The sequence below is a fragment of the Acidovorax sp. NPDC077693 genome (assembly GCF_044542805.1).
In the GTDB taxonomy this organism is placed as follows: Bacteria; Pseudomonadota; Gammaproteobacteria; order Burkholderiales; family Burkholderiaceae_C; genus Acidovorax.
On the sequence record NZ_JBITVD010000004.1, the window covers coordinates 345,359 to 370,428 of the forward strand.

The window sequence follows — 25,070 nt, forward strand, 5'->3', positions numbered from 1 at the left end:
ACAATGCGCGGCTGTCTCTTCGTAGTTCAATGGATAGAACGAGTGCCTCCTAAGCGCTAGATACAGGTTCGATTCCTGTCGGGGGGACCAATAAGGCCTTGATTTATAAGGACTTTGCAAAAAACCGGGACAAGACCGGGACAAAACAGGCCTTCAAGCGGCCAAAAGTAGGCACCCGTGGCCACCTTCGGGCCACGGTTTCGCTGGCGCGCCTGATGTGTTGTAAAAAGCCGTCATTTTTCGTAATTCGGGAAGCGCCAAAAACCGGCCGCCAGGCCGCGCCAGGCCTAGCGATGCCCAGGGCCGGCGGTGCCGTCAAAACAGGCCCATTTAGACCGGGGGCGAGGCGGGGTCTCGACTGCGCGCCGCGCCCTGGGTGCCCCGTTGGCCGGGGTGGGCGGGCAGGCAGGGGTCGGGATGGCTGCGGAAGGCCCACGGCGGGGCCATGGAGGGGCCATACGGCGCGGGCGCGTGGGTGGGTACGTGCTGAGGCTTGCGGCGCTGTACGGGCGCAAAAAAGGCCACCGCATGGGTGGCCTTTGTGGTTCGGTCTGAGGGTTAGGCGGCGCGGCCCTGTGGTTCGGTGGCCACGCCGGCCAGGCGGGTGGCCGCTATGTCGAAGTAGTGCTGGTCCTGTTCAATGCCGATGAACTGGTAGCCCAGCTCCAGCGCCGCCACACCCGTGGAACCTGAGCCCATGAACGGGTCAAGGATGACACCCCCAGGCGGTACGGCCTGGCACAGCTGCTTCATCAGGTCCACCGGCTTGCCAGTCATGTGGAACTTGGCCCGGTGGTCCACGCGCTCGCGCACCACACCTGGCCACGGGCCGCCATGCTCTGCGATGGCCAGGGGGCCGTTGGAACCCCACACCACATATTCCGCCTGGTGGCGAAAGTAGCCCTTGTGCGGGGCGCGTGATGCTTCGGTTTTGTCCCAGGGAATGAGGCCGCGCCACACCAGCCCACCGGCCTGGAAAGCATCGGTCAACGCGGGCAGCTGGCGCCAGTCGGTGAACACCATCGCGTATCCGCCAGGCCGCAGCGCCTGGCGCACCAGTGACACCCAGCAGCTGACCCAAAAGGCCCAGCTGCGGCCGTCCCGGTTGTCGCCGGAAAAATTGAGGTTGTGCGCCGCCGTGAGGGCGTGCCCGCTGCTGACGTACTTGGCAGCAGTGGATTGCATGCGGTCACCGCGCACCATGCCGCCGCTGCTGTACGGCGGATCGGTCACAAGCGCGTCAACCTGCAGGCCGAGCTGCTGCAGTAGCTGAACGCTGTCGCCCCGGTAGATGGTGGCGTTGCCTATCTTGAGGCACTGGGGTGCCTGGGGTGCCTGGGGTGCCTTCGAGGTTTTGGGAGTCTTCATGGTTTGTCATAGGTGAAGGCGCTCCCAGGCGCTCGCGTGAGGGGCTCAAGGCCCGCAGGTGGTTCATGGTCCCGCAGCGCGGGCACTTGATCGAGATTTGTTCAAACACGGCCTCTGCGAGTTTTCGGCCGCAGTGGCCACAACGTATTTCTTCCATGGTGTCGGCATCGCCTAAGATGCGTCCCGCCTGTGCACAGGTGACGGGGCCGCTTGGCCAATGCCGTGGGCAATCACGGCGGAGGGGTTTGTGTTGGGTGTTCCCGCACCCTTCACATTCGCCCTGTCTTTTTTTGAGTGAAATCCACTCCGAGCGCTTGAGCAACAAGCGCAAGTAGCTATTTATTTCGTAGCGTTGTCCTCCCCGCCTTCGATGACATAGGGGGCAAAGCGCACCAGTTCTTCCCCGAACCATTCGTTTAAGGCTTTGAAACGCGCCTGCAGCGGCTCCAGCTCGTTGCGCGCGAACACTTCGGCCGCAGGCTTGACGGCACCGAAGCCGCCGGTATTGCCTGGAACGATGCCCATCAGCTGGGGCGGCACCCGGTGGGCCGCCAGCACATCGTCACGGCTCACGTTTTTGATGCTGGTGAAGTCGTCCTTTGCGGCCACTTCACTGATGGGCAAAACCTGAATCCCGTCTTTTTTGCCGTTGGGCGAGTACATGAACAGGTTGCGGAAATTCCCCGGCCCCTTCGCGTTGCGCATGGCTTCGCGCAGCGCGTCCACATCGCCCTGAGCCTGGGCCGGGTCTGTCATGTACAGGATGAAGCCGGCGTGGCTCCCGTTGTTGTAATACTTGCGACGAAACAGGGTGGCGGACTCATTCAGCCAGGCCGCCTGCAGCGTGGAGAGGTATTCGGGCAACCCGTACACCTCCTGATTGATGTCCGGTTCAATCAGGTGAAACACGCTCCCCGGCTTGAATTCGTGTTCCTTCCCGAAGCCCTGCACAAAGTAGTACGTGTCCAGCGCCTGACCCCTGCGCATGTACTTGGCCAGGCTGTGGCGCAAGCCCAGGTCACGGCCCAGCATGTTGGGCGTTCGCTCCAGATAGGCATTGCCGAACGTGAGAAAGTCCAGCGCGAATTTGCCGAAGGTGTCACGGTTCAAAAGCCGGTGGGGCACGAAGGTGGACGCCAGCACGTTGCGCTTGAAATACAGCGCGCTCGCGTGGTGCGTGGCGGCCCGAAACGACCGCGCCAAGCCTTCCCAGCTGATGGGCGGCTCGTACCACTTGCCATTCAGCCAGGCCTCGCAGTAGTCCAGAATCTCGCGGCCTTCCAGCACCGGCACCGGGTCACCAAAGGTGAACGCCTGGGCGCTGGCCTGCGAGACATTGGAAAGGGCCGAACCGGTGGCCGCAGCTGGCGCGGGCACGGTGTTGGAAAAGGCCGGCGCAGCTGCGCGGCGTGGTGTGCGCTTGGGCATCAGGAGAACTCCAGAACAGAGGTGGTGGCTTCGCTCGCGCCTTCCAGCGGCTCGAAGTCCATGGCGTGCATGCAGGCCCACGCCAAGTCGGCGTGGCCCGTTTCGTTGTTGCGGCCGGCGTCATATGTGGCCTGGCGACCGCTGGTGGTAAGCACCTTTTTGATGGCCATGAAGGCCTGGGCAAGATCAACCGCGCCCGCGTCAAACTCCAGCCGGCCTTTGCTGATGACGCTTTTTGCTTTCAGCACCAGCCGGGTTTTCACATCCACGCTGTACTGATACGGCCGCGCGGCCGGGAAAAACTGCTTGACCAGCTGAAACACACCCTGGCCGATGCCCGTGGTGTCGATGCCGATGTGCTGCACGTTGAAGCGCTCTGTCACCTTTTTGATGACATCGGCCTGGGCCTCGAAGTCCAGACCACGGAACTGGTGGCGCTCCAAAACGCGGAACTTCCCGCCAGGCTCTGCCGGCGGGGCCAGCACAACCAAGCCGGCGCTGTCGCCGGTGTGGCTGGGGTCATAGCCGACCCACACCGGGCGCCAGCCGAACGGGCGCATGCCGAGCGGCTTCACATCGGCCCAGGCCTCCCAGCTGTCCACCATGCAGCGCTGCAGCTCTGCCAGCGGAAACACGCTGTAGCTGTCATCGAGAAACCCGCACATCAGCAGGTTCTCGAATTCCTCCGCGCTGTACTCCAGCCGCAGCTCGTCAATGTCGAACAGGTTGCAGCCGCCGCGCATGGCGTCCACGATGGTGACGATTTGCCGCCAAATCTTGTCTTCACCGGTGAAGCCGCCGGCCAGCCTGTCGTGCGACAGGTCCAGCGTGATGCGCTCGTCCTTCGGCCGCTTCTTGTTAAAGCGGTCACCAGACCACAGCGCGAAGGCCTCGTGCTGGATGCTGGACGGCGTAGAAAAGTAGGTTTTGCGCCAGTGCTTGTGCATGGCCATGCCGCTGGCCACCTTGTTCAGCTCTGTAAATTTCCGCGTCCAGAAGCACTCGTCGAAATAGAAATTGCCGTGGTAGCCCTGGGCCGTCAGTGCATTGGTGCCCAGGAAATACAGCGTGGCGCCGTTGCTCAAAACGATAGGATCGCCCGACAGTTCCAAGTCGCAGGCCTCCTTTGCGAAGGCCACGATGTACTGTTTGAAAATGTGCGCCTGTGCCTTCGACGCACTGAGAAAAATCTGATTGCGGCCCGTGGCGATGGCATCGGCCAGGGCTTCGCGGGCAAAGTACCAAGTGGCCCCAATCTGCCGCGACTTGAGAATGAAGCGCGTGCGCAGCTCGCTATTGCGAAACCACACCTTCTGATAGTCAAAAAGCGAATCGCGGAACACATCGAGCAGCTTGTCGTGCTGTTCTTCCGTGAAGTGGTTTCGCTCCGGGCGGCGCTTGGGCTTGTCGTTGCGGGCCTTGATGGCCGGGTTCAGGTCCGACTCCTTGCCCGTTTCCCCGTACTTGTGCACGCGCGCAATTTGCGCAATCTGGCGGCCGAGCAGGTCAATCTCTTTGAAGTCGCCGCCGGTTTTGTTGTCCTTCATTACCAGCTGGACCATGCGGGTTTCGAGAGCGGCCTCGACCCGCTGGGCCGGTTGAAACTTGTCCCAGTCTTCGGCATCCTTCCAGCCCTGCACCGTGCTGCGCGGCTCCCCGATGTATTCGGCAATGCTCGAAATGCGCCAGCCTTGCCAGTACAGATGCCGCGCCGCGCGGCGCTTGTCAGCGGCCAGGCCATCGGCGGGAACGGTGGAAAAAGGAAGCGCGGGCGCGAGCGTTGGGGAAGACATGGAGCGAGTTTCAGCCGCCAGTCTGTGAAGCACTACACGCTTTGAGGCCCTTTCAAATGTGCCTTTTCCGTACACAGGCGGCATTGATTGCTGGGCACGCGCGACGGCGGGACGATGGCGGCTACTTCGACCACCACCGTTCAAGGAACCGCAACCCATGGCAACCAAATCCCGTTTTTTCCGTGTCGCTACCGAAGGCGCAACCACTGATGGCCGCGCCATCGAGAAGAAGTGGATTCAGCAATGCGCCAAGAACTTCGACCCCACGAAGTACGGCGCCCGCGTCTGGCTGGAACACTACCGGGGCATCGCACCCGATGGCCTGTTCAAAGCCTACGGCGATGTGAAGGCCCTAGAAGCCCGCGAGGTGGAAGGCGGCAAGCTGGCCCTGTTCGCGCAGATCGAACCGCTGCCCGAGCTGGTGGCCATGACCAAGGCCAAGCAGAAGATTTACACCTCTATCGAGGTGAACCCCAGCTTTGCCGACACGGGCGAGGCGTACATGACCGGCCTGGCCGTGACCGACAGCCCCGCAAGCCTGGGCACCGAGGTGCTGAACTTCGCCGCGCAGAACCCCCAGGCCAGCCCGTTTGCCGGCCGCAAGGAAAACGCCGCCATCCTGTTCAGCGAAGCGGTGGAAGCCGACCTGCACTTCGAGGACAGCGACGACACCGACAACAGCGCCGGCAAGTTCTCCGAAACGCTGAAAAACCTGCTGGGCAAGTTCAAGAAGAAGGGCCAGACCGACGACGCGCGCTTTGAAGAAGTGCTGGCCGGCTTCGAGCAATTCGCGCAGCTGGCGGAAAGCCAGAGCGCAGCCCACGACGCACTGGCAAAGGACCACGCCAAGCTGGCCAAAGACTTTGCAGCGCTGCAGACCAAGCACGACGAGCTGGCCAAGGCCCTGGAGAACACGCCCAGCGGCAACCACACCCAGCGCCCCCCAGCTGTCGGCGGCAATGGCACCGCACTGACCGAGTTCTAAGCCGCAACGCCGACGACGCAAGACCGAAACCGCAACCCATCCAACTATCAGGAACAAACAAATGCGCAACGAAACCCGCCTGGTTTACAACGCCCTTCTTTCTCAAATCGGCCGCCTGAACGGCGTGGCCGAAGTGGCCAAGCAATTCAACGTGGCCCCATCGGTTCAGCAGCGGCTTGAATCGAAGATGCAAGAGTCCAGCGACTTCCTGGGCAAGATCAACATGACGCCCGTGGTGGAAGCCCAAGGCGCGAAACTGGGCCTGGGCGTATCCGGCCCCGTGGCCAGCCGCACCAACACCGACAACGCCGACCGCCAAACGCGCGACGTGTCCACGCTGGACAGCAATGGCTACCAGTGCGTGCAAACCAACTTCGACACGCACCTTAAGTATCAAAAGCTGGACGCCTGGGCCAAGTTCCCCGACTTCCAGACCCGCGTGGCCATGGCCATCCTGCGCCGCCAGGCCCTCGACCGCATCATGATCGGCTTCAACGGCACCAGCATTGCAGCCACCACGGACTTGGCAGCCAACCCGCTGCTGCAGGACGTGAACAAGGGCTGGCTGCAGCACCTGCGTGAAGACGCCCCCGAGAACGTATTGGACGAGGGCGCCACCGCTGGCGTGGTCAAGATCGGCGCCGGTGCCGGCACCGATTACAAGAACCTGGACGCGGCCGTATACGACGCCATCGGCCTGCTGGCCCCCTGGTATCAACACGACCCTGATTTGGTGGTCATCCTGGGCCGCGAGCTGCTGGCCGACAAGTATTTCCCCATGGTCAACGTGAACCAAGCGCCCAGCGAAACGCTGGCGGCCGATATCGTCATCAGCCAGAAGCGCGTGGGCGGCCTGCCAGCGGCCACGGTGCCGTACTTCCCGGCCAACGCCATGCTGGTGACGACTTTCGACAACCTGTCGCTGTACTGGCAGGAAGGCGCCCGCCGCCGCCGCGTGGAAGAAAACCCCAAGCGCGACCGCGTGGAGAACTACGAAAGCTCGAACGACGCCTACGTGGTGGAAGACAACGACCGCGCCGCGCTGGTGGAAAACATCGAGCTGGTGGCCTGAGCCTGGAGCCCATCACCATGACCACACCGGCAAAGCGCCACAAGCTGCGCGTGCTGGCCGAGCTGGCGGCGAAGGCCGCCGGCCCCGGCGACGAAGTGCGGGGCAGCGCCTACGAGCTGATGCTCGCGCAGCTGGCCGAGCACAAGCGCACCCTGAAAACCATCCAGAGCACCGAACGCAAGATCGAAGCCAAGCGCAAGATGCTGCCCGACTTCGAGGACTACGTGACCGGCGCGCTGGAAGGTGGCCAGGGTGGCCACGACATGGTGCTGACCACCGTGCTGGTGTGGCACCTCGACACGGGCAACTGGGCGCGCGGACTGGAGATTGCCGCCTATGCGCTCGCCCATGGCCTGGTGCTGCCCGACCAGTACAACCGCACCCTGCCCACGCTGCTGATTGACGAAACCGCCACCGCAGCAGCCAAGGGCCAGCTGGTGGGCGACGAGGCGCTGCGCGTGCTGGCCGAAGTGGACCAGCTCACCGCCGCGCACGACGCACCAGACCAAGCCCGCGCCAAGCTCTACAAGGCCATCGGCTACGCCCTGATCGGCAAGACGCCGACCAGCGAGCCCGACTTCACCACGCTGGACGAAACCAAAGCCCGCCTGGCCATGGAGAAGCTGCAGCGCGCCCACGAACTGTTCGCGCAGGTGGGCGTGAAAAAAGACATGGAACGCCTGGAGCGCCGGCTGAAGGCAGCCGACACCGGCACCGACTGAGCGGACCCCGCACCCTGGCGGCTCCGGGTGCCGCGACCAAGGGCGCAAGCCCATCGGCCAACGCACCCGGACCACCGCCAACTTGACACCAGCCCGAAGGCCCCACCGTGACATTCGTAGCCACCGCAAACCCGCCCATTGCCGCCGACGATGCCCAGGTCGATAACGACCCGTGGTTTCCGGCCGTGCCCGCTGCGCGGGTGCGGGAGGTGTGCCGCCTGGATGGCACGGTGACGGCTGCACGCCTGGGCGAAGCCATTAGCAACGCCATGGACAGCGTGAACCGCGAGCTGCAGGCCTACAAGGCCGAGCAGGTGCTGGCCGGCGCTGCCAACTTGGCAGCAGCTGGCGACGGCCGCCAGCCTGGCCGCTACCTGCGCGCCATCTACGCCCACATTCAGGCCGAGCTGGCCGAGGTGTACCGCGACATCGACACCACCCCGCACAACGACAGCAAGGCCGAGCGCATGCGCGAGCGGTACGAAGTGAAGGTGGACGAACACCGGCGCAACCTGCGGTGGGCTGTTGCCGACCTGCTGGGCCGCCCGCGCACCACCGTGGAGCTGATTTGATGCAGGCCACGGCCCAAGACCTCGAAACCCTGGACGAGCTGTGCATGCGCATCACGGGGCGCACCGCCGGCGTGGTGGAGGCCACGCTGACAGCAAACCCAGGCATTGCAGACCGCACGCACCTGGCCGCCGGCACGGTGGTGCAGATCGTTGAACCCGCAACCCCAAAAACACGCAACACCATCAATCTGTGGGACTGAAAATGGACCGTGAAAGCATCGTCAAAGCCATGGGCGTGGAAGCCGCCAAGGCATCCCCGCCCGTTGCCGTGGTGGCCCATCAGGCCGCCAATGGGTGGACCCTTAGCCACACCCTCACGGCCCTGACCATCCTGTATGTGGCCGCGCAGCTGGGCTACCTGCTGTGGAAGTGGCGCAATGAACGAAACGAACGCAACGCCAAGCGCGCGGCCGAGGGGCAGCAATGAGCAGCACCACGCGCCAGAACATGGCCCGCGCGCTGGTGGCCACCCTCACCCTGTCGGCCGCAGGCTTTGCCAGCTGGCAGGCATCCGAGGGCGACGGCCCCACCAAAGTGCAGCCCGATGGGGTGGTGGTGCACCTGCCCTACGTGCCCACCCAGGGGGACGTGCCCACCATCGGCCACGGTTCCACCCGCTACGAAGACGGCACGCCGGTGCGCATGACGGACCCACCCATCACGCGCCAGCGCGCCGAACAGCTCGCCCGCAACCTGCACACCGAGGAAGAAGCGCGGTTTAAAGCCAGCCTGCCCGGTGTGTACCTGTACCCCGGCGAGTTCGACCTGTACAACGACTTTGTGGGGCAGTACGGCAGCGGCAACTGGCGCAAGCCGCAGTCGCCGCGCACCTGGCTGCTGCGGGGCGACTACGTGGGCGCCTGCAATGCGCTGCTGACCTGGCGCTTTCAGGACGGCCGCGACTGCAAGCTGCCGCAGAACTGGGGGCCAAAGGGCTGCAAGGGCGTGTGGACCCGGCAACAAAAGAGGCATGCGGACTGCATGGCGATGCAATGAAGCGCGCCCTAAAGGCCCTGGCCATCGTGGCCCTGGTGCTGGTGGTGCTGGCGGTGGCCACCATCGCCGCCGCCTACTTCACCTTTTGCGGTGGCCACCCGCACGGGATTTGCTGACATGCTGACCACCCTGCGCGCCAATGCCTGGAAGTACGCCGCCATCGCCGCCACGCTGGGCCTGGGCTTTGCCCTGCTGATGCAGACCCTGCGACTGGCCGAAGCCCAGCTGGAAACCGCCCACACCGTGGCCACGCTGCAGACCGAGCGCACGGCCGCCGCGCGGGCTGCGCTCACCACATCGGAACGCTACCGCACCCTGGAAGGAACCCACCGTGACCAAATCGCCAAAATCGACACCGATGCACAAGCCGCCCTTGCTGCTGTTGCTGCTGGCCGCGCTCGCGCTGATGTGGCTCGCAACCGGCTGCAGCGCGAGCTTGCCGACTACATCACCCAGCACCGTGAAGCCGCCCAGGCTCGCGCCGCTGCCGGCCAGTGCACGCCAGACCCCGCCCCCCTCGATTTGCTTGCCGACCTGCACCGACGCGCTGACCAGCGAGCGGGAGAACTCGCGGCAGCTGCTGACGAAGCCCGAACCCGTGGCGCCGCCTGCGAGCGCGCCTACGACGAAGCCAGCACCATGATGGAGGCCGCCGGCCATGGACAAGCCCAGTAAGCTGCGCGACACCCTCACCAACGCACTACCGGACCTGAAAGCCAACCCGGAAAAACTCGCCATCTTTGTGGTGGGCGGCCGGGTGGTGCACAGCGGAACCGATGCGCTGTCCTGGGAATACCGCTATTCCCTGCGCGTGCTGCTGACTGACTTTGCAGGCCACGCCGACGCGGTGATGGCGCCGCTGGTGATGTGGATGAAGACGCACCAGCCCGAGGTGTTCGACAACCCCGACACCCGAGAAAAGGCCATCAGGTTCGAGGCCGAATTCCTGAACAACGGCGCCGTGGACCTGCAGATAGATTTGCAGCTCACCGAGGCGGTGCTGTCACGCGCCAGGCCGAACAGCCCACCCGGTGCGCTGAACCTGATCCACAAGGAAGAACAACCCCGGCCGCTGACCATCCTGCAGGCCGAGCGCTGGGAAGTGTGGCTGCGGGACGAGCAGCTGGCCCGGTGGGACTACGCGCCCCGCTGACCCATGGCCGAAGACCTGGCACAGCTCGAAACCTGGATGGAGCCGCTGATTGCGGCCCTGTCGGATGCCGAGCGCCGCAAACTAGCCCTGGATGTGGCGCGCGACCTGCGCCGCGAGAACGTGGCCACCATGCGCGCCCAGCAGAGCCCGGACGGCGAAGCATGGGCACCCCGCAAGCGCGGGTTGCGCGACCAGAAGGGCCAGATTCGCAAGGGCCGCCGCGCCCAGGACATGTTCACCAAGCTACGCGGCGCCCGCTACCTCAAGGCCAAAGCCCAGGGGCGCGAAGCCACCGTGGAATTCATGGGCCGAGCGGCGCGCATCGCGGCCGTGCACCACTTCGGCTTGCGCGATTCCGTGCAGCCAGGTGGGCCGGACTACGACTACCCGGCACGCCCCATGCTGGGCATCACCGACGCATTCAAAGACCGGCTGCGCGACAAGCTGGTGGACCTGCTGGCCAAGGGCTGACCCTTCCGAATGTGTGCCCCCCGCACACAAGGCAATGCGCGTGCTTTCTCACGCACGCGCGGGCACCATCGTTTGCATGGACCGCCCCATCGACCAGACCGAATCGCCCCTCGAAATTTTCCGCAGGCTGGAGAACATCGTGCGCGCCGGAACCATCGCCGCCGTGCGCCTGGGCCGGCCCGCGCGCTGCCGCGTTCGCTCCGGTGAAATCACCACCAACTGGATTCCCTGGCACGCAGGCCGCGCCGGTGGCAACGGTGGGCGCCAGTGGTGGCCGCCGGTGGTGGGCGAGCAGTGCCTGCTTGTCTCCCCTGGAGGCGACCTGCTGAACGCGGTGGCCATACCCGGTGTTTACAGCGATGCGAACGCCCAGGGCAGCGAAAGCGCCACGGCATGCCGCACCGACTGGAGCGCCACCGACTTCATGGAACACGACAGCGCCACGGGCCGCCTGGTCATCAACTGCCGCGAGGGCATCGAGCTGCGCGTGCAGGGCGCCACGCTGGTCATTACCCCCGATGCCATCACGCTGCAAGCGGACGGCGGCGCCGCATCGCTCACCGGCCGAGGCTGGGTGGCAACGCCTGACGTTGTGTCGGGCTCCATCAGCCTGGTGAACCACGTCCACGGTGGCGTGGAGCGTGGCGTGGCCAGAACGGACCGCCCACAATGAACCGCACCACCGGCGCCGCCATTTCCGGGCTGGAACACCTGCGCCAGAGCGTGGGGGACATTCTGTCCACGCCCATCGGCTCGCGCGTGATGCGCCGCGAGTACGGCTCCCTGGTGCCCGAGCTGATCGACCACCCAGACAACAACGCCAGCCAGGTGCGGCTGTTCTCTGCGGTGGCCAGCGCCCTGTTGCGCTGGGAACCCCGCTTTCGGCTAACCCGCGTGGGCGTGCAGCGTGATGCCGAGCGCCCAGGCTATGCCCTGATCGAGCTGCACGGCTCCTACCACGAAGGCCGACGCCCTGCCCCGCTTTCCCTGCAGGTGTCGGTCACAGCGAGGAACGCATGAACGCGCCCGACCTCACCCAACTACCGCCCCCCGAAGTAGTCGAAACCCTCGACTTTGAAACCATCCTGCAGGTGCACCGCGCCGACCTGCTGGCGCGCTACCCCGAAGCCGCCGCAGTAATCGACCTCGAAAGCGAGCCGCTGAACAAGCTGCTGCAGTCCCACGCCTACCGCGAGCTGCTGTACCGCCAGCGCGTGAACGAAGCCGCACGCGCGCACCTGCTGGCGTTCGCCACCGGCGCGGACCTCGACCACAAGGCCGCCTTCTACGGCCTGACCCGCCTGGCCGGCGAGAGCGACGAGCGCTTGCGCGCCCGCGTGCAGCTGCGCATCAAGTCACTGGCCGGCAACGGCACCCGCGAAGCCTACGAACTCACGGCCATGACGGCCAGCCAGAACGTGCGCGACGCCCGCGCCACCCAGCCATTCCCCGGCCGCGTGCACCTGCTGCTGTGGTGCCACGATGCCGCCCAGTCCGAGGCCACGCTGGCCACGGTGCTGGCCGCCATCAATGCCGATGACGGCCGCCCCCTGGGCGTGCCCGTGACGGTGGCACTGGCGCGCGCCCGCGCCATCAACATCACCGCCGCCATCGAGCGCGAGGCCGGCGCGCCGGCCGACCTGGCGCAGCGCCTGGTGGTCACGCTCGCGGACGCCCTGGCCGCCTACGCCCGCCTGGGCCGTGATGTGCCCCGTTCGTGGATAACCGCACGCCTGCACACTGCCCAGGTGGCGGCCGTGCGGTTCCCCGACCCCGCAGCGCCTGCAGAGTCCACGCCCCTGGATGACGACGAATACCCCACCCTGGGCGTGGTGCACATCGAGGACGTGACGAAGTGACAGCGCCGCGCCGCCACCTGCTGCCACCTAACGCCACGACCTTGGAAAAGGCGGTGGACCAGACCGCGCCCAACTGGGACGCGACGGCCCAGGCCTTCCCGCTGCCACGCCAGGGCACGCCCGAGGCGGTGAAACCCTGGCTGGCCGCCGAGCTGCAGCTGGCACCATTCGCCCGCTACTTCGCCACCACGGACGAGCTGCTGGCCGCCGGCGGTGCCTGGCTGCTGGTGCGTGGCACCGCTGCGGCCGTGCTGATGGCGCTGTCGTGGGTGGGCTTTGCCGGTGCCACCGTGGACCAGAGCGGCCCCTATCTGCACCTGAACCTGGGGCGCCCCGCCACGGCCGCAGAGATTGACCGGATTGCGCACGTTGTGCGCGAGTCGGTGCCAGCCCACGTGCGCTTCTGGCGCGTGTACTGGGGGCATGACCGCCGCCCCCTGCGCCTGGATGCCGGCCAGCCGCTGGACACCGCGCAGTTGGACGCATCTTCGGGCGTGTGGATTGACGTTTCCACCGGCGAGCCGGTGAAGGCCAGCTTTGGCATCAAGCACACCGGCACCACCACCCGCACGGCCGGCCAGCCGCTGCCCACCGCCACGGCCGCCTACGTGGCCAAGCTCACGCGCAACGACAAACTGGTGCTGGACTGCTGGCGCCTGGATTCACGCCTGCTGGCCAATGAGTTCGGCGGCCTGGGCGAGCTGATGCGGGGCGAGGCCCCGGCCTACGTGCGCGTTCAGGGTGAAGGCGGTGTGCCAGGCATCACCACGCTGGACGCAACCCCATGGAGCGCGCCGCCTGTCGAGCTGGCCGGCACCGCCGACGCCCTGGGCGAATTACCGCCAGCCCTGCCGCAGCCGCAGGGATGGACCGGCACCTGGGGCGGCCAGCGCTGGCGCCCCGTATTCATCGAATCGAAATCAACGGAGAGCAACTGATGGCAACCCTGCAAGACGATGGGCGCATTGCCCTGGCCATGGCCATGGCCGCACAGCCCGTGCATTTGGCCTGGGGCCGTGGCCTGCCCGCCTGGGACGCTGTGGCAGAGCCCGAGCCCAGCAACGCCACCGCCCTGGTGGATGAAGTGGGCCGACGCCTGGCCACGTTCGTGGGCTACGTGGAACCCGACCCGGCCGGCGAAGTGGAGCTGCCCAGCGGCAGCAAATACAAGGTGGTGGCCGGCCCCACCCGCTGGCTGTATGTGCGCGTGGTCTTCAACTTCGAGGACGCGGACGGCGAAACCATCCGCGAGCTGGGAATTACCTTCGGCGCGGCCCCCGTGGGTGGCCTGCCTGCGGGCCAGCGCTACTTCGCGCCCGCACAGATCGCCCAGCCTGGCCGCCTCTACACCCTGGAGCGCGTGCCCGCATTCACCCGCAACGGTGCTGTGCGTCAAACCTTTGAATACGTCCTGCCCTTCTGACCATGAGCGCAAACCCAAACGCCATTTATGACCGGCACGACCCGGACAAAAACTACGACCGCCACCTGTTCCGCGCTGACCGTGTGCTGCAAAGCGCCGAGCTGAACGAAGTGCAAACCGCGATGCACGCGCGCATCGCAGGTATTGCCGGCATGCTGATGAAAGAGGGCTCCATCATCAGCGGCGCCGGCATCATCGTGAACCACGCCACCGGGTCCACCACCTGCGAAAACGGCGCCATCTACGTGGCCGGAGCGGTGCGCGGTGTGCCACCGGCCGCCCTGGTCATCGCCACCGTGGGCGTGGTGTTCGTGGGCGTGTACCTGACACGCGAAATCGTCACCGAGCTGGAAGACCCGGAACTGTTGAACCCCGCCCAGGGGACGGACGGCTACCGAGAGCCAGGCGCCGCCCGCGAGCGCGTACAGCTCACGTGGGGCGTGCAGGGCAGTGGCCAGGCTGGCGAGTTCTTCCCGGTGTGGACGGTGGAGGATGGCTGGGTGCGCCCGAAAGAAGCGCCGCCCAATATCGACGCGGTAACGCAGGCCATCAAAAACTATGACGTGGCAAGCACCGGCGGTTCCTACATCGTGCGCGGCATGGAGCTGCGCAAGGCGGCCGACCTTCCCACCGGCGAACAGGTATACAACCTGGCCGAAGGCGCGGCCCGCATCAATGGCGCCGGCCTGGAGCTGCCCAGCGGCCGGCGCGTGGTGTTCAATGCCCAGCCCGACCTGCAGTGGATCGACAGCGAGCCGCACCTGTCCACCGCGGACGGCGCGCAGCGCATCGAGTTCGACCGCTGGCCCATGGTGGGCGTGCCGCAAGTGCGCATCATGAAGCGCCGCACCGTGGACGTGGTGCACGGCGGCTATGTGGGCGCGGCCGACCCGCTGCCCGACAACAGCGTGCAGCAGATCGAGCTGATTACGCAGGGCGGCACCACCTTCGACCAGCCCGCCAACTACAAGCTGACCGCCGGCCAGGTGGACTGGTCCCCCAGCGGGCCAGAGCCCGCACCGGGCAGCACCTATCAGGTGACGTACCTCTACATCGCCCAGGTGGCGGCCACCGATGTGGACACGCGCGGCCTGACCGTCACGGGCGCCGTGGCGGGGACCACCGTTTTGCTGTCGTACAACTTCGCGCTGCGCCGTATCGACCGGCTCACGCTGTCGGCTGATGGCGATATTGCGTGGGTGCGCGGTGTGCCTTCGCCCTGGCTCCCGCTGGCGCCCCAGGTGCCCGAGAACGTGCTGACCATCGCATCGGTGTATCAGACCTGGGACGAGCAACGCCGCGTGACCCTCGACGGCGTGCGCATGGTCCCCATGGAGAAGCTGAACGAACAGGACGAGTCCATTGCACGCATGTGGCAAGACCTGGCCGAGCTGCGCCTGGCTGTTGACATTAGCGGCCGCCATTCCGGCGTGAAAAAAGGCCTGTTCGCTGACCCGATGCTGTCCAACGCCATGCGCGACGCGGGCCAGCCGCAGACCGCGCTGATTGCCAACGGCGCGCTGTGCCTGCCCATCACCTTCACCGTGCACCAGATCGGACAGGCCATCAAGACACGGCAGAGCCCGGCCTACACCCACCGCGTGGCGCTCGCGCAGAACGCCCGCACGGGCAGCATGCTGGTGAACCCTTACAACGCCTTCGACCCCCTGCCCCGCCCGGTGACGCTGACGCCAGCGGTGGACCGCTGGACCGAAGTGCACGACACCCTGGGCGTTCCCACCAGCGTGGCCTCGTCGTTTCGCTTCGGCAACGGCGAGAAGGTGGTGCGCAAGGAAACCACCACCGTGCTGGAGTACCTGCGCCAGATCGACGTGCGCTTCGACCTCGACTTCGGCCCCGGTGAAAACCTGCAGTCGGTCACGTTTGACGGCATCGCGGTGGACGCCGACCCACTGCCAGGCGGCACCCTCACCGCCGACGCGGCCGGCCGCCTAAGTGGAACCTTCCCCATCCCTGCGAACGTGCCGGCCGGCACCAAGTCGGTGGTGTTCCGTGGCACGGGTGGCAGCACCGCAAACACCCTGTTCACTGGCCAGGGCGAGCGCGTGGACCGCGAGCTGTCGCAAATCATCTATTTCCAGCCGGTGTTCGTGGACCCACTGGCGCAGACGTTCGTGCTGGACAAGCCCGAGCATTGCACCGGCGTGGACCTGTGGTTCACGGCCAAGGGCACCACCGGCGCGCTGGTCCAGCTGCGCGAAGCCGAGGCGGGCTACCCATCGCCCCGCGTGCTGGCCGAGGCCTGGCTGCTGCCCGCTGCCATCAAGACGGACGGCACGCCAACGCGGGCCGAATGGAGCCCGGTTGTGCTGCAGGCCGGCCGCGAGTACGCCCTGGTGGCCCTGAGCGACGACAACGCCACGGCGCTGGCCCTGGCCAAGCTGGGCGGCTGGGATGCCAACGCCCTGCGCTGGGTCACATCGCAGCCCTACCAAGTGGGCGTGATGCTGTCCAGCTCCAACGCCAGCACCTGGACCGCGCACCAAGACCAAGACCTGACGTTTTCGCTACTGGCCGCGAGCTACACCGAAACCGAACGGGTGCTGGACCTGGGCACCGTCAACGTGGTGGACGCCACCGACCTGTGCGTGCAGGCCTATGCGCACCAGCCCAGCACGGCCGCCGCGTGCGTGATGGAGATTGCCGCGACCGGCATTGCCCACACCGTGCTGGCTGCACCTGGCCAGGTGGTGGAGTTGCCGAGCCGGTACACCGGCCCCGTGCAGGTGAAAGCCCGCCTGCGTGGCGACGCCAACTTTGCCGCCGTGCTTGAGCCCGGTATCCAGCTGGTGGTGGGTTCGCTGCAGAACGCGGGCGACTACATCAGCCCGATGCTGGGCGCCGGTGGCGCGGTGGATGTGCGCGTGACGCTCGAAGCCTATCTGCCGGCCGGCACATCCCTGCAGCTGCACGCGCTGGCTGATGCGCCTGGCGCGGTGTGGACGGAGGTTCCCTACCTGTCGTCCAGCCCGATGACAGCGGGCGTGATGGAGCTTACCTACCGCCTGGAAGACTTCGCGGCCGAACGCCTACGCCTGCGCATCACGCTGCACGGCAGCTTCAACGCGCGGCCATGGGCCACGAACCTGCGCACGGCGGTGCTGTGATGACGAACGACCGCACCCCGGCGCTGAATCTGGCGCTGCCCCACCCGCAGAACCTGTTGCAAGACGATGTGCTGCGCCTGCGCGATGCGCTGGGCGCCGTGGATAGCGCCTGCGACACCCTGGCCGCGCTGATGGAAACCCGCGTGACGGACGGCGAGCTGGCCACGGCCGTTGCTGGCCTGCAAGGCAGCATCACCAACCTGGGCACCACCGTGGCCTTTCTCACCAATACCAAGGTGGGCGTGGTCAACGGGCAGAGCGGGCCGGCCGTCACGCTCAAGCCTTCCCACCTGGGCCTAGGGCCTGCCAACGGCCCCAGCCTGCAGACCATCACGCGCGACGGCCTGGGCCGTATCGCCACCCTGTCCACCACCGTGGGCGGCCAGGTGGCGCTGCAGACCCTGACCTATGACGCCGAAGGGCGCCTGGCCACGGTGGTGACGGTCTATGACGGCCGCACCCGAACCGAAACCCTGAACTACACGGGCGGCGCGCTGTCGGGCCTGACCGCCGTAGAGGAAATCACCCCATGACCATGGACATTGCAAACCTGTCGGAAACCATGCGCCAGGGCGAGGCGACACGCGCCGCCCTGGGCGTGCAGCTGCGCACCCGGCCACTGTGGAGCGGCGCGGGCCGGTTCACGGGCGCCCCTGTGCGCTTCATCAACCCGTACCGCATGCGCCCGGTGAACTCGCCCGAATACCTGTTCGAGAACATCGTGCACAACGGAGCGGTGTATATGGCGGACGGCCAGACCAGCACAGGGAACGCAACGGTTTACACCGGCACCGACCTGAAAGCCTGGGTGGCGAGAAACGCCGGTGCATCCGAAGCGCTGGTGGCGGGCAAGATGCTGGCCGCCGGTTCCCTGCTGTTCACCGTGACGAGCTACGCGGGAAACAGCTTCATGAAAACCTCAGTCGATAACGGGGTGACATGGGTGTATCAGGGGGGCGGTGCAAACGGCATGTCCTTCAGCAGTGCGGGCGGCTACATCTACGGCCTGAGCGGGACTGGAACCACGGCGTTTCAAACCATGTCAGCGGCTGCGCCAGCGCCAGCAAACCGCAACTTTGCGACCGCACGGGGATGGAATAAGGTTCTTCACAACGGCGCGCGCTGGCTGGCCCTGGGCGACCTCTACACGGCAGCCGAGTGGAGCGCCAATGGCCTGGACGGCTGGGCCAGCGCTGCGGGCTACGCTGCGGCCATGGATGCCATGCCAAGCGGCACGCGCTCTGCGTTCACGGTGGGCGGCCGGTTCGTCGTGGTCTCCGTGGCAGCTGGCGCAATCTCTACCGCGTACTCCGACAACGCCACGGCCTGGAGCGTGGGCGCCCTGGGCGAAATGGAACCCACCGGCCTGCGCGTCAACGTGCTGGGCTCTACCGCTGCAGAAATGGGCGGGGTGCTTTACATCCCGGTGAAGCTCACCGACGGAACCAACTTCTGGAACGCACTGCTGGCGACCGCTGACGGCATCAAGTTCAAGTGGTTGCCGCCCTTCTGGCGCGGCGCCGAGGCGCTGCCATCCATCAGCGCGAAAGCTGGCGGGACTGGGCTGATCTTCAACGCCGCCAGCACGGGCGTGACTGCAGCCCATCGCTTTGAAACCAACCCCGACGCACAGGAGGTGTACCTTGCCGTTTAAGTACGACTTGCACGGGTGGTTCGTGGGCGGCGTGCCTGACGCCGAGCTGCGCACCGTGCCCATGGCCCCGCCATCGCAGACCACTACCACCACCGAGGGCCAGCCGCGCGCAAACTGGAACGGCCTGGCCTGGGTGATGGTGCCCTACGTCGCCGCCGCGCCGCTGCCCGAGCCCGAGCCGCCCCATGTGCCCCGCGATGTGTCGCGCAAGGCCTTCCTGTCGCGCTTCACCGACCCCGAGGCGGTGCAGATCGACCTGGCGTCCATCGGCGCCACGGTGGAAGCCGCGCAGGTGCGGCGCTACCTGTCCAAGGTCAACGCCGCCCAGCACATCGACCTGAACGACCCGGAAACCCGCGACGGCGTGCGCGCCCTGGAAGCGGTGGGCCTGATCGCGCCAGGACGCGCGCTGGAAATTCTCGACTCCCCCATCCAACCCAAGGAACTGCCGTGAACCTGCTTTCGTGCCTGGCCATCGTGGCCGCTGTCGTCGTCATCTGGTGCACCGTGCCCGCGCTGTGGGTGCTGTGCCTGCCTGACGTGCCCATGGCGCACCGCCGCGCCGCTGCCCTGTGCTTCGGCCGTGCATCCCTGCGCGGCCTGGCCATGCTGCCCGCCGACTTGCTGGCGCCGCTGGTGGTGCCGTTCGCGCTGCTGCAGACCCGATGGGAGGATGACGCGCTGCCGCGCTGGGCCAGGTGGTGGGGCAATGACGTGGGCATCAACGGCGACAAGTTCACGTGGGTGATGGACCCGGCCACCGGCCAGGGCGTGCCCCTGCCCATACCGCTGACCGACACGCCCGAGGCGCGCGCCCTGTGCTACTGGGCGCCAGGCCACCACCCGCGCAGCCGGTGGGCGCGCTGGGTGTGGCTGGGCCTGCGCAATCGTGCGTCAGCGCTGGCGGTGCAGCTGGGCCACCCGGCCGACTACGCCAAGCCCGTGGACGTGTGGGGCGACCCGGCCACCAGCCGCAGCCGCGCGGGCTGGGTGCTGCGCCACCACAATGGCGCGTACCAGTTCCACGCCACGCGGCGCCTGGGGGCGTTGTGCCTTCGCACCAATTACGGGTACAAGGTGGACTTCACCACCTGGCAGCGGCCCGCCATGCCGGTGGTGTGCATCGCCATCAGTGCGCTGTCGTGGAAAGAACCCCAGGCAGCGACCGCAAACTAGGCCAGCTCACCCAACACACACAGCCCGCCCGGCTTCGCGCCAGGCGGGCTTTTTCATGTGCTTTCGGTCCACACAGGGCACAGCGGTGGCTTTGAAAGTGCGGGCGCGGGACCATCGGTAGGTCCATCCCAAACCCTTTCAACTGGAGAACACCATGGCCACAGCTGCCAACTACCACCACGGCATCCGAGTGCTGGAAATCAACGAAGGCCAGCGCCCGCTGCGCATCGTTTCCACATCGGTCATCGGCCTGATTGCCACGGCCAGCGACGCGGACGCCGCCGCATTCCCACTCAACACCGCCGTGCTGGTGACGAAGATCGACGCCGCCATGGCGAAGGCCGGCAACCTGGGCACGCTGTCGGGTGCTCTGGCCGCCATCAAGGAGCAGGCCAGCCCCGTGCTGGTGGTGGTGCGCGTGGCCGATGGTGAAGGCGCAGACGCTGCAGCCAAGCAAGCCGACCAAGACGGCAAGACCATCGGCACCGCCGTGGGCAGCAACTACACCGGCATGCAGGCGCTGTTGTCGGCCCAGGCGAAGCTGGGCGTCAAGCCCAAAATCCTGGGCGCCCCTGGCCTCGATAGCCAGGCTGTCACCACGGCCCTGGTGGCAGTGGCGCAGAAGCTGCGCGCCTTTGTGTACGCCGAGGCGCACGGCGCCGACACATCCGAGGCCATCGACTACCGCGAGAACTTCGACGCCCGCGAGCTGATGCTGCTGTGGCCAGGCTGGAAGGTGGCCAAGACCGGCACCGGCGTGGTGGAGAACGTTTCGCCCGTGGGCTTTGCCATGGGCCTGCGCGCCCGCATCGACAGCGAGCAGGGCTGGCACAAGAGCCTGTCGAATGTGCCGCTGAATGGCGTGCTGGGCATCACCAAGGACGTGCACTGGGACTTGCAAAGCGCCGACACCGACGCGGGCCTGCTGAACGCCGCCGGCATCACCACGCTGATTCGCTCGCAGGGGTTCCGCTTCTGGGGTTCGCGCACCTGCACGAACGACGAGCTGTTCGTTTTCGAGAGCGCCACCCGCACCGCCCAGGTGCTGGCCGACACCATGGCCGAGGGCCACTTCTGGGCTGTTGACAAGCCGCTGCACCCCAGCCTGGTGAAAGACATTCTGGAAGGCATCAACGCCAAATTCCGCGAGCTGAAAGCCATGGGCTACATCCTCGACGGCAAGGCCTGGTACGACGAGGAAATCAACGAAACGGCCACGCTGAAAGCCGGAAAGATGACCCTCGATTACGACTACACACCCGTGCCACCGCTGGAAGACCTGAGTTTTCGCCAGCGCATCACCGACCGCTACTTTGCCGACTTCGCCCTGCGCGTGGGCACCGGCCAGTAAGCACCCAACCGCACCGACTGACTACAGGAGAACACCATGGGACTACCCCGCAAAATCAAGAACTTCGCCACGTTCGTGGATGGCATCAGCTACCTGGGCGAAATGCCCGAAGTGGCCCTGCCCAAGCTCGCCCGCAAGATGGACGATTACCGCAGCGGGGGCATGAATGCCCCGGTGAAAGCGGACTTCGGCATGGAAGGCATGGAGGCCGAGCTGACGGCCGCCGGCTACATGAAAGACCTGTTCACCAAGTGGGGCGCACTGCGCCACGACGCGGTGCTGCTGCGCTTCGCTGGCGCCCTGCAGTCCGACGACAGCGAGGGCGTGGACGCGCTCGAAGTGGTGATGCGCGGCCGTATCTCTGAAATCGACCCTGGCAGCGCCAAGGCCGGCGAAGGCACCGAGCTGAAATACAAGTTCGCCCTGAGCTACTACAAGCTGACGATCAACGGGGAAACCCTGATCGAAATCGACGTGGTGAACATGGTGGAAACCGTGAACGGCACCGACCGGCTGGCCGAGGTGCGCGCCGCCCTGGGCGTGTAACGCCAGCAACACCCCACCACACCCCCACCCAGCAGCGGCCCAGGCCTGGGCCGTGCCCCCTTCCCCATCGAGAGATTCAAGACCATGACCGACCCAACCACCACCCCCGCCGCAGAAACCAAGGCCGCCGAAGGCGTGACCCTGGACACCCCCATCAAGCGCGGCGACCAGACCATTACCCGCGTGCAGGTGCGCAAGCCCAACGCCGGCGCACTGCGCGGCCTGTCCCTGGTGGAAGTGCTGCAGATGAACGTGACCGCGCTGCAAACCCTGCTGCCCCGCGTGACCGAGCCGCCCCTGCTGAAAAACGAAGTGGCCACCATGGACCCCGCCGACCTTGTGGCGCTGGGAACGGAGGTGGTTGCTTTTTTGGTGCCGAAGGCGCAGCGGGAGGCATTCCAGCCCGAGTAGAGGACGCTATGGCCGACCTGGCCCTGGTGTTCCATTGGCGGCCGGCCGACATGGACCCCATGGCGGTGGCCGAGCTGATGACCTGGCGAGAGCGGGCGCGCGAGCGCTACGAGCGCCAGGAATGACCGACTACCCCCTGCGCCTTCTGGATGTGCAAGAATGAACCATGATCTTCACCGCCCTGACGTACCTGCTTATCGCGGCCCTGGCCATCATGGCCCTGGGCGTGCTGCTGCTGCCTGTGTACGTTTGGGTGATGGCGCGCGACCGGGCGCAGGCGGCCGACCTGGCCGAAGCGCGGCAGCTGCTGGGCGCCGACTTCCCCACCTGACACACCGCGCACGCTGTGGCGCCCTTGGGGGCCGCCATGGCTGACAACTTGCGCCTGCGCGTGGTCCTCGATTTGGTGGACCGCGTACTGTCCCCACTGAAACGCATCAGCGCCGGCGGCACCGAAACCGCCCGCGCGCTCAAGGCCGCCAAGGACCAGCTCAAGCAGCTGAACGCCCAGCAAGCGGCCGTCACGAACGTGCAAACCCAGGCTGCTGAGTTCCAGCGCCTGAACAACCAGCTCAAGCAGCGCCAGGCGCTGCTGGCTGGCATGCGCGCCAGTGGCGACGCATCACGCACCGCCATGGCGCGAGAGGAAAACGCGGTGGCCAAACTGACCGCCGCCCTGGACCGCCAGCGCGTGGTGGCCGGCGACGCGCGGCGCAAGCTGAACGAAATGGGCATCACCGGCAACCTGAGCGCCGCCCAGGCCCGACTGAAAACCGACATTGACGGCGCCACGGCCGCCATGGCCAAGCAGCGGGCCGAGCTGGCCAAGATGGGCGAGCAGCAGCGCAAGCTGGCCGAGCTGCGCAAGAAGCACGGCAGCGAAATGATGCACGTGGGCATGATGGCCGCAGGTAGCGCGGCGCTGATGGCCGGCGGCAACAAGATGGCGGGGCCGCTGCGTTCGGTGGTGGGGGCGTTCATGCCCGCCGAGAACGCCGAAACCCAGCTGCGTGCGTCCATGATGACGAACACCGGCGCGGTGGGGCCTGAGTTCCAGCAGATTCTGGACCTGGCCACGCGCCTGGGGGATCGCCTGCCAGGCACAACCGCGGACTTCATCGAAATGATGACGATGCTGCGCCGCCAGGGCATGACCTCAAAAGCCATCCTGGGCGGCCTGGGTGAATCGGCCGCCTACCTGGGCATTCAGCTGCGCATGCCGGTGACGGCTGCTGCAGAGTTCGCATCCAAGATGCAGGACGCCACCCAGACGGCCGAGGGCGACATGATGGGCCTGATGGACACCATCCAGCGCGCCTATTACCTGGGCGTGGACCCCACCAACATGCTGCAGGGCTTTACCAAGATGGCCGCAGTGATGCCTCTGATTGGGAAAGAGGGGTTGGAAGCTGTAAACATGCTCGCCCCCATGCTGGTGATGATGGACCAGGCCGGCATGAAGGGCGAGGCCGCCGGCAATGCCATCCGAAAGGTGGCGCAGCTGTCTATGGACGAGGGCAAGCTGGCGAAGGCAAACAGCATGCTTGCCAGCGAGGGCATCAACCTGCAGTTCTATGACAAGAAGGGCCAATTTGCAGGGTTCGACAACATGTTCCAGCAGCTGGAAAAGCTCAAGGGCATGACCAACCATGTGAAGCGGATCGCGGCCATAAAGAAGCTGTTCGGGGACGATGCGGAAACGCACGAAGTGCTGGGCACCATGATGAAAAAGGGCCTGGACGGATACCGCGAGGTGGTGGCCAAGATGGAGGCTCAGGCCGACCTGCGCAAGCGCGTGGACAGCCAGCTCAAAACCCTGAGCGCAGCGGCCGAAGCGGCGCAGGGCAGCTTCACCAACATGCTGAAAGACATGGGCGCCACCATCGCGCCCGACCTGGTGCTGATCCTGAACAAGCTGGGCGAGCTGGCCAACAGCATCGGCGCCTGGACGCGCGAGAACCAAACGGCCGTGAAGTGGGCCCTGCGCGTGGTGGGGGTGCTGTCGGTCCTGGCCATTGGTGTGGGGGCGCTGGGCTTGTCCATCGCATCGGTGCTGGGGCCGATGCTGTTGGCGCGCTTCTTCTTGGCGCGCATGGGCCTGACCATGGCCGGCGCTGCAGCGGGGCCGGGGCTGCTGGCGCGTGCGTTTGGCCTGCTGAAAATGGCAGCGCTGGGCGTGGGGCGTGGCATTCTGTTCTTGGGCCGTGCGTTGCTGACTACACCGCTAGGCCTTGCATTTACGGCGCTGGCCGCCAGCGCCACCATGGTGTACATGAACTGGGAGGGCATCAAAGGCGGCCTGGTGGCCATTTGGGAAGGTGTGGTGGGCCGGGTGAAAGAAGCCCTTTCGGGTGGCGTGCGCGAGTGGGCGGCGCTGCTGGCCGACTTTTCGCCGCTGGGCATCCTGTACTCGGTGGTGGCCTTCGCGCTGGACACGCTGGGCATCGAGCTGCCCACCCGGTTCAGCACCCTGGGCAGCAACATGATTCAGGGCCTGGTGAACGGCATCACCGCCGGCGCCGTGTGGGTGAAAGACGCAGTGGTGGGTGTGGCGCAGTCGGCCGCCAGCTGGTTTGCCGAGAAGCTGGGCATTGCCAGCCCTTCGCGCCTGTTCATGCAGTACGGCGGCTGGATCAGCGAGGGCGCGGCCATCGGCATTCAAGGGGGCCAGGGCGCTGTGCGCAATGCGGCCCTGGCCATGGCCACGGCCGCAGGTGCTGCCATGCCCATGGCCGCCGATGCTGCAGCCATGCGCATCGACAACCGGGGGCCGCTGATGGCACAGGCACCGGCCAGCGCGCCGGTGGGCGCGGGGGCCATGAACATCAGCATCACCATCAACGCGGCACCGGGCCAGGACGAGCGGGCCATTGCGCGCGCAGTGGCCGCCGAGTTCGAGCGCCAGACCCGCCAGAAGCAAAGCCGCGTGCTTTCGCAGATTCACGACATTGATTGAGGCCAG

The 25,070-nt window shown here is 66.3% G+C and carries 29 protein-coding genes, 1 tRNA gene and 1 pseudogene; 27 read left to right on the forward strand and 4 right to left on the reverse strand.

Going from position 1 to position 25,070, the window contains the following annotated elements; all coding sequences use genetic code 11:
- Positions 1-15 precede the first annotated feature (15 nt).
- Positions 16-90 (forward strand) — tRNA-Arg (locus ACIGHN_RS07465).
- A gap of 468 nt (positions 91-558) precedes the next feature.
- On the opposite strand, the gene ACIGHN_RS07470 is transcribed toward ACIGHN_RS07465, so the two are convergent.
- From ACIGHN_RS07470 to ACIGHN_RS07485, 4 genes and pseudogenes are all read right to left on the reverse strand, one after another.
- Entirely contained in the window at positions 559-1,368 is an 810-nt protein-coding gene (locus tag ACIGHN_RS07470; protein WP_396503863.1) for a DNA-methyltransferase, read from the reverse strand.
- 43 nt (positions 1,369-1,411) lie between these two features.
- Positions 1,412-1,780, reverse strand: a pseudogene (locus tag ACIGHN_RS07475) (Com family DNA-binding transcriptional regulator); the annotation flags it as partial.
- Positions 1,708-2,796 carry a phage portal protein gene (locus tag ACIGHN_RS07480; RefSeq protein WP_396503864.1) on the reverse strand — a complete coding sequence of 363 codons (1,089 nt, stop codon included), beginning with the start codon at positions 2,794-2,796 and terminating at the stop codon, positions 1,708-1,710. The pseudogene ACIGHN_RS07475 and the gene ACIGHN_RS07480, both read right to left, overlap by 73 nt.
- Positions 2,796-4,589, reverse strand: a complete 1,794-nt coding sequence (locus tag ACIGHN_RS07485; RefSeq protein ID WP_396503865.1) for a terminase ATPase subunit family protein — start codon at positions 4,587-4,589, stop codon at positions 2,796-2,798. The genes ACIGHN_RS07480 and ACIGHN_RS07485 overlap by 1 nt, the downstream gene beginning before the upstream one ends.
- A gap of 157 nt (positions 4,590-4,746) precedes the next feature.
- Here ACIGHN_RS07485 and ACIGHN_RS07490 point away from each other — a divergent pair, with 157 nt between their 5' ends.
- The 26 genes from ACIGHN_RS07490 to ACIGHN_RS07615 all read left to right on the forward strand — a co-directional run bounded on the left by ACIGHN_RS07490 (position 4,747) and on the right by ACIGHN_RS07615 (position 25,064).
- Positions 4,747-5,574, forward strand: a complete 828-nt coding sequence (locus ACIGHN_RS07490) for a GPO family capsid scaffolding protein (RefSeq protein ID WP_396503866.1) — start codon at positions 4,747-4,749, stop codon at positions 5,572-5,574.
- 61 nt (positions 5,575-5,635) lie between these two features.
- On the forward strand, positions 5,636-6,646 hold the full coding sequence (locus ACIGHN_RS07495; protein WP_396503867.1) for a phage major capsid protein, P2 family: 1,011 nt from the start codon (positions 5,636-5,638) through the stop codon (positions 6,644-6,646).
- Between the two features lie 17 nt (positions 6,647-6,663).
- Entirely contained in the window at positions 6,664-7,368 is a 705-nt protein-coding gene (gpM, locus tag ACIGHN_RS07500; protein ID WP_396503868.1) for a phage terminase small subunit, read from the forward strand.
- A gap of 107 nt (positions 7,369-7,475) precedes the next feature.
- A complete protein-coding gene (locus ACIGHN_RS07505; protein WP_396503869.1) occupies positions 7,476-7,940 on the forward strand; it encodes a head completion/stabilization protein in 465 nt (154 codons plus the stop codon).
- Positions 7,940-8,140, forward strand: coding sequence for a tail protein X (locus ACIGHN_RS07510; protein WP_396503870.1), 201 nt, complete (start codon positions 7,940-7,942; stop codon positions 8,138-8,140). Before ACIGHN_RS07505 ends, ACIGHN_RS07510 begins: the two co-directional genes overlap by 1 nt.
- A gap of 2 nt (positions 8,141-8,142) precedes the next feature.
- Positions 8,143-8,367, forward strand: a complete 225-nt coding sequence (locus ACIGHN_RS07515; protein ID WP_396503871.1) for a hypothetical protein — start codon at positions 8,143-8,145, stop codon at positions 8,365-8,367.
- A complete protein-coding gene (locus ACIGHN_RS07520; RefSeq protein ID WP_396503872.1) occupies positions 8,364-8,936 on the forward strand; it encodes a glycoside hydrolase family protein in 573 nt (190 codons plus the stop codon). Before ACIGHN_RS07515 ends, ACIGHN_RS07520 begins: the two co-directional genes overlap by 4 nt.
- Before the next feature lie 117 nt (positions 8,937-9,053).
- Positions 9,054-9,611 carry a DUF2514 family protein gene (locus ACIGHN_RS07525; protein ID WP_396503873.1) on the forward strand — a complete coding sequence of 186 codons (558 nt, stop codon included), beginning with the start codon at positions 9,054-9,056 and terminating at the stop codon, positions 9,609-9,611.
- Positions 9,595-10,089: a phage tail protein gene (locus ACIGHN_RS07530; protein ID WP_396503874.1), complete on the forward strand. Its 495-nt coding sequence runs from the start codon at positions 9,595-9,597 to the stop codon at positions 10,087-10,089. The genes ACIGHN_RS07525 and ACIGHN_RS07530 overlap by 17 nt, the downstream gene beginning before the upstream one ends.
- Before the next feature lie 3 nt (positions 10,090-10,092).
- The gene (locus tag ACIGHN_RS07535) at positions 10,093-10,560 is read left to right on the forward strand and encodes a phage virion morphogenesis protein (RefSeq protein ID WP_396503875.1); all 468 of its coding nucleotides are present in this window, start codon (positions 10,093-10,095) and stop codon (positions 10,558-10,560) included.
- A 34-nt stretch (positions 10,561-10,594) separates the two neighbouring features.
- The gene (locus ACIGHN_RS07540) at positions 10,595-11,233 is read left to right on the forward strand and encodes a phage baseplate assembly protein V (RefSeq protein WP_396503876.1); all 639 of its coding nucleotides are present in this window, start codon (positions 10,595-10,597) and stop codon (positions 11,231-11,233) included.
- Complete coding sequence (locus ACIGHN_RS07545; protein WP_396503877.1) at positions 11,230-11,580, forward strand: GPW/gp25 family protein; 351 nt, start codon at positions 11,230-11,232, stop codon at positions 11,578-11,580. Before ACIGHN_RS07540 ends, ACIGHN_RS07545 begins: the two co-directional genes overlap by 4 nt.
- Entirely contained in the window at positions 11,577-12,419 is an 843-nt protein-coding gene (locus ACIGHN_RS07550; RefSeq protein ID WP_396503878.1) for a baseplate J/gp47 family protein, read from the forward strand. Before ACIGHN_RS07545 ends, ACIGHN_RS07550 begins: the two co-directional genes overlap by 4 nt.
- The gene (locus ACIGHN_RS07555) at positions 12,416-13,357 is read left to right on the forward strand and encodes a phage tail protein (RefSeq protein ID WP_396503879.1); all 942 of its coding nucleotides are present in this window, start codon (positions 12,416-12,418) and stop codon (positions 13,355-13,357) included. The genes ACIGHN_RS07550 and ACIGHN_RS07555 overlap by 4 nt, the downstream gene beginning before the upstream one ends.
- A complete protein-coding gene (locus tag ACIGHN_RS07560) occupies positions 13,357-13,842 on the forward strand; it encodes a hypothetical protein (RefSeq protein WP_396503880.1) in 486 nt (161 codons plus the stop codon). The genes ACIGHN_RS07555 and ACIGHN_RS07560 overlap by 1 nt, the downstream gene beginning before the upstream one ends.
- A gap of 2 nt (positions 13,843-13,844) precedes the next feature.
- Positions 13,845-16,970 carry a DUF4815 domain-containing protein gene (locus tag ACIGHN_RS07565; protein ID WP_396503881.1) on the forward strand — a complete coding sequence of 1,042 codons (3,126 nt, stop codon included), beginning with the start codon at positions 13,845-13,847 and terminating at the stop codon, positions 16,968-16,970.
- Positions 16,970-17,503 carry a hypothetical protein gene (locus tag ACIGHN_RS07570; protein ID WP_396503882.1) on the forward strand — a complete coding sequence of 178 codons (534 nt, stop codon included), beginning with the start codon at positions 16,970-16,972 and terminating at the stop codon, positions 17,501-17,503. Before ACIGHN_RS07565 ends, ACIGHN_RS07570 begins: the two co-directional genes overlap by 1 nt.
- Positions 17,500-18,624, forward strand: coding sequence for a hypothetical protein (locus ACIGHN_RS07575; protein WP_396503883.1), 1,125 nt, complete (start codon positions 17,500-17,502; stop codon positions 18,622-18,624). Before ACIGHN_RS07570 ends, ACIGHN_RS07575 begins: the two co-directional genes overlap by 4 nt.
- Positions 18,614-19,078, forward strand: coding sequence for a hypothetical protein (locus ACIGHN_RS07580; RefSeq protein ID WP_396503884.1), 465 nt, complete (start codon positions 18,614-18,616; stop codon positions 19,076-19,078). The genes ACIGHN_RS07575 and ACIGHN_RS07580 overlap by 11 nt, the downstream gene beginning before the upstream one ends.
- Positions 19,075-19,800 (forward strand): hypothetical protein, encoded by a 726-nt coding sequence (locus ACIGHN_RS07585; protein ID WP_396503885.1) that lies wholly within the window; start codon positions 19,075-19,077, stop codon positions 19,798-19,800. Before ACIGHN_RS07580 ends, ACIGHN_RS07585 begins: the two co-directional genes overlap by 4 nt.
- Positions 19,801-19,954: 154 nt before the next feature.
- Positions 19,955-21,151, forward strand: coding sequence for a phage tail sheath subtilisin-like domain-containing protein (locus ACIGHN_RS07590; RefSeq protein ID WP_396503886.1), 1,197 nt, complete (start codon positions 19,955-19,957; stop codon positions 21,149-21,151).
- A 36-nt stretch (positions 21,152-21,187) separates the two neighbouring features.
- The gene (locus ACIGHN_RS07595) at positions 21,188-21,697 is read left to right on the forward strand and encodes a phage major tail tube protein (protein WP_396503887.1); all 510 of its coding nucleotides are present in this window, start codon (positions 21,188-21,190) and stop codon (positions 21,695-21,697) included.
- An 84-nt stretch (positions 21,698-21,781) separates the two neighbouring features.
- The gene (locus ACIGHN_RS07600; protein WP_396503888.1) at positions 21,782-22,108 is read left to right on the forward strand and encodes a phage tail assembly protein; all 327 of its coding nucleotides are present in this window, start codon (positions 21,782-21,784) and stop codon (positions 22,106-22,108) included.
- An 8-nt stretch (positions 22,109-22,116) separates the two neighbouring features.
- A complete protein-coding gene (locus tag ACIGHN_RS07605) occupies positions 22,117-22,233 on the forward strand; it encodes a GpE family phage tail protein (protein ID WP_396503889.1) in 117 nt (38 codons plus the stop codon).
- Positions 22,234-22,274: 41 nt separating this feature from the next.
- Positions 22,275-22,439, forward strand: a complete 165-nt coding sequence (locus ACIGHN_RS07610) for a hypothetical protein (RefSeq protein ID WP_396503890.1) — start codon at positions 22,275-22,277, stop codon at positions 22,437-22,439.
- A 36-nt stretch (positions 22,440-22,475) separates the two neighbouring features.
- A complete protein-coding gene (locus ACIGHN_RS07615) occupies positions 22,476-25,064 on the forward strand; it encodes a phage tail tape measure protein (protein ID WP_396503891.1) in 2,589 nt (862 codons plus the stop codon).
- Positions 25,065-25,070 lie beyond the last annotated feature (6 nt).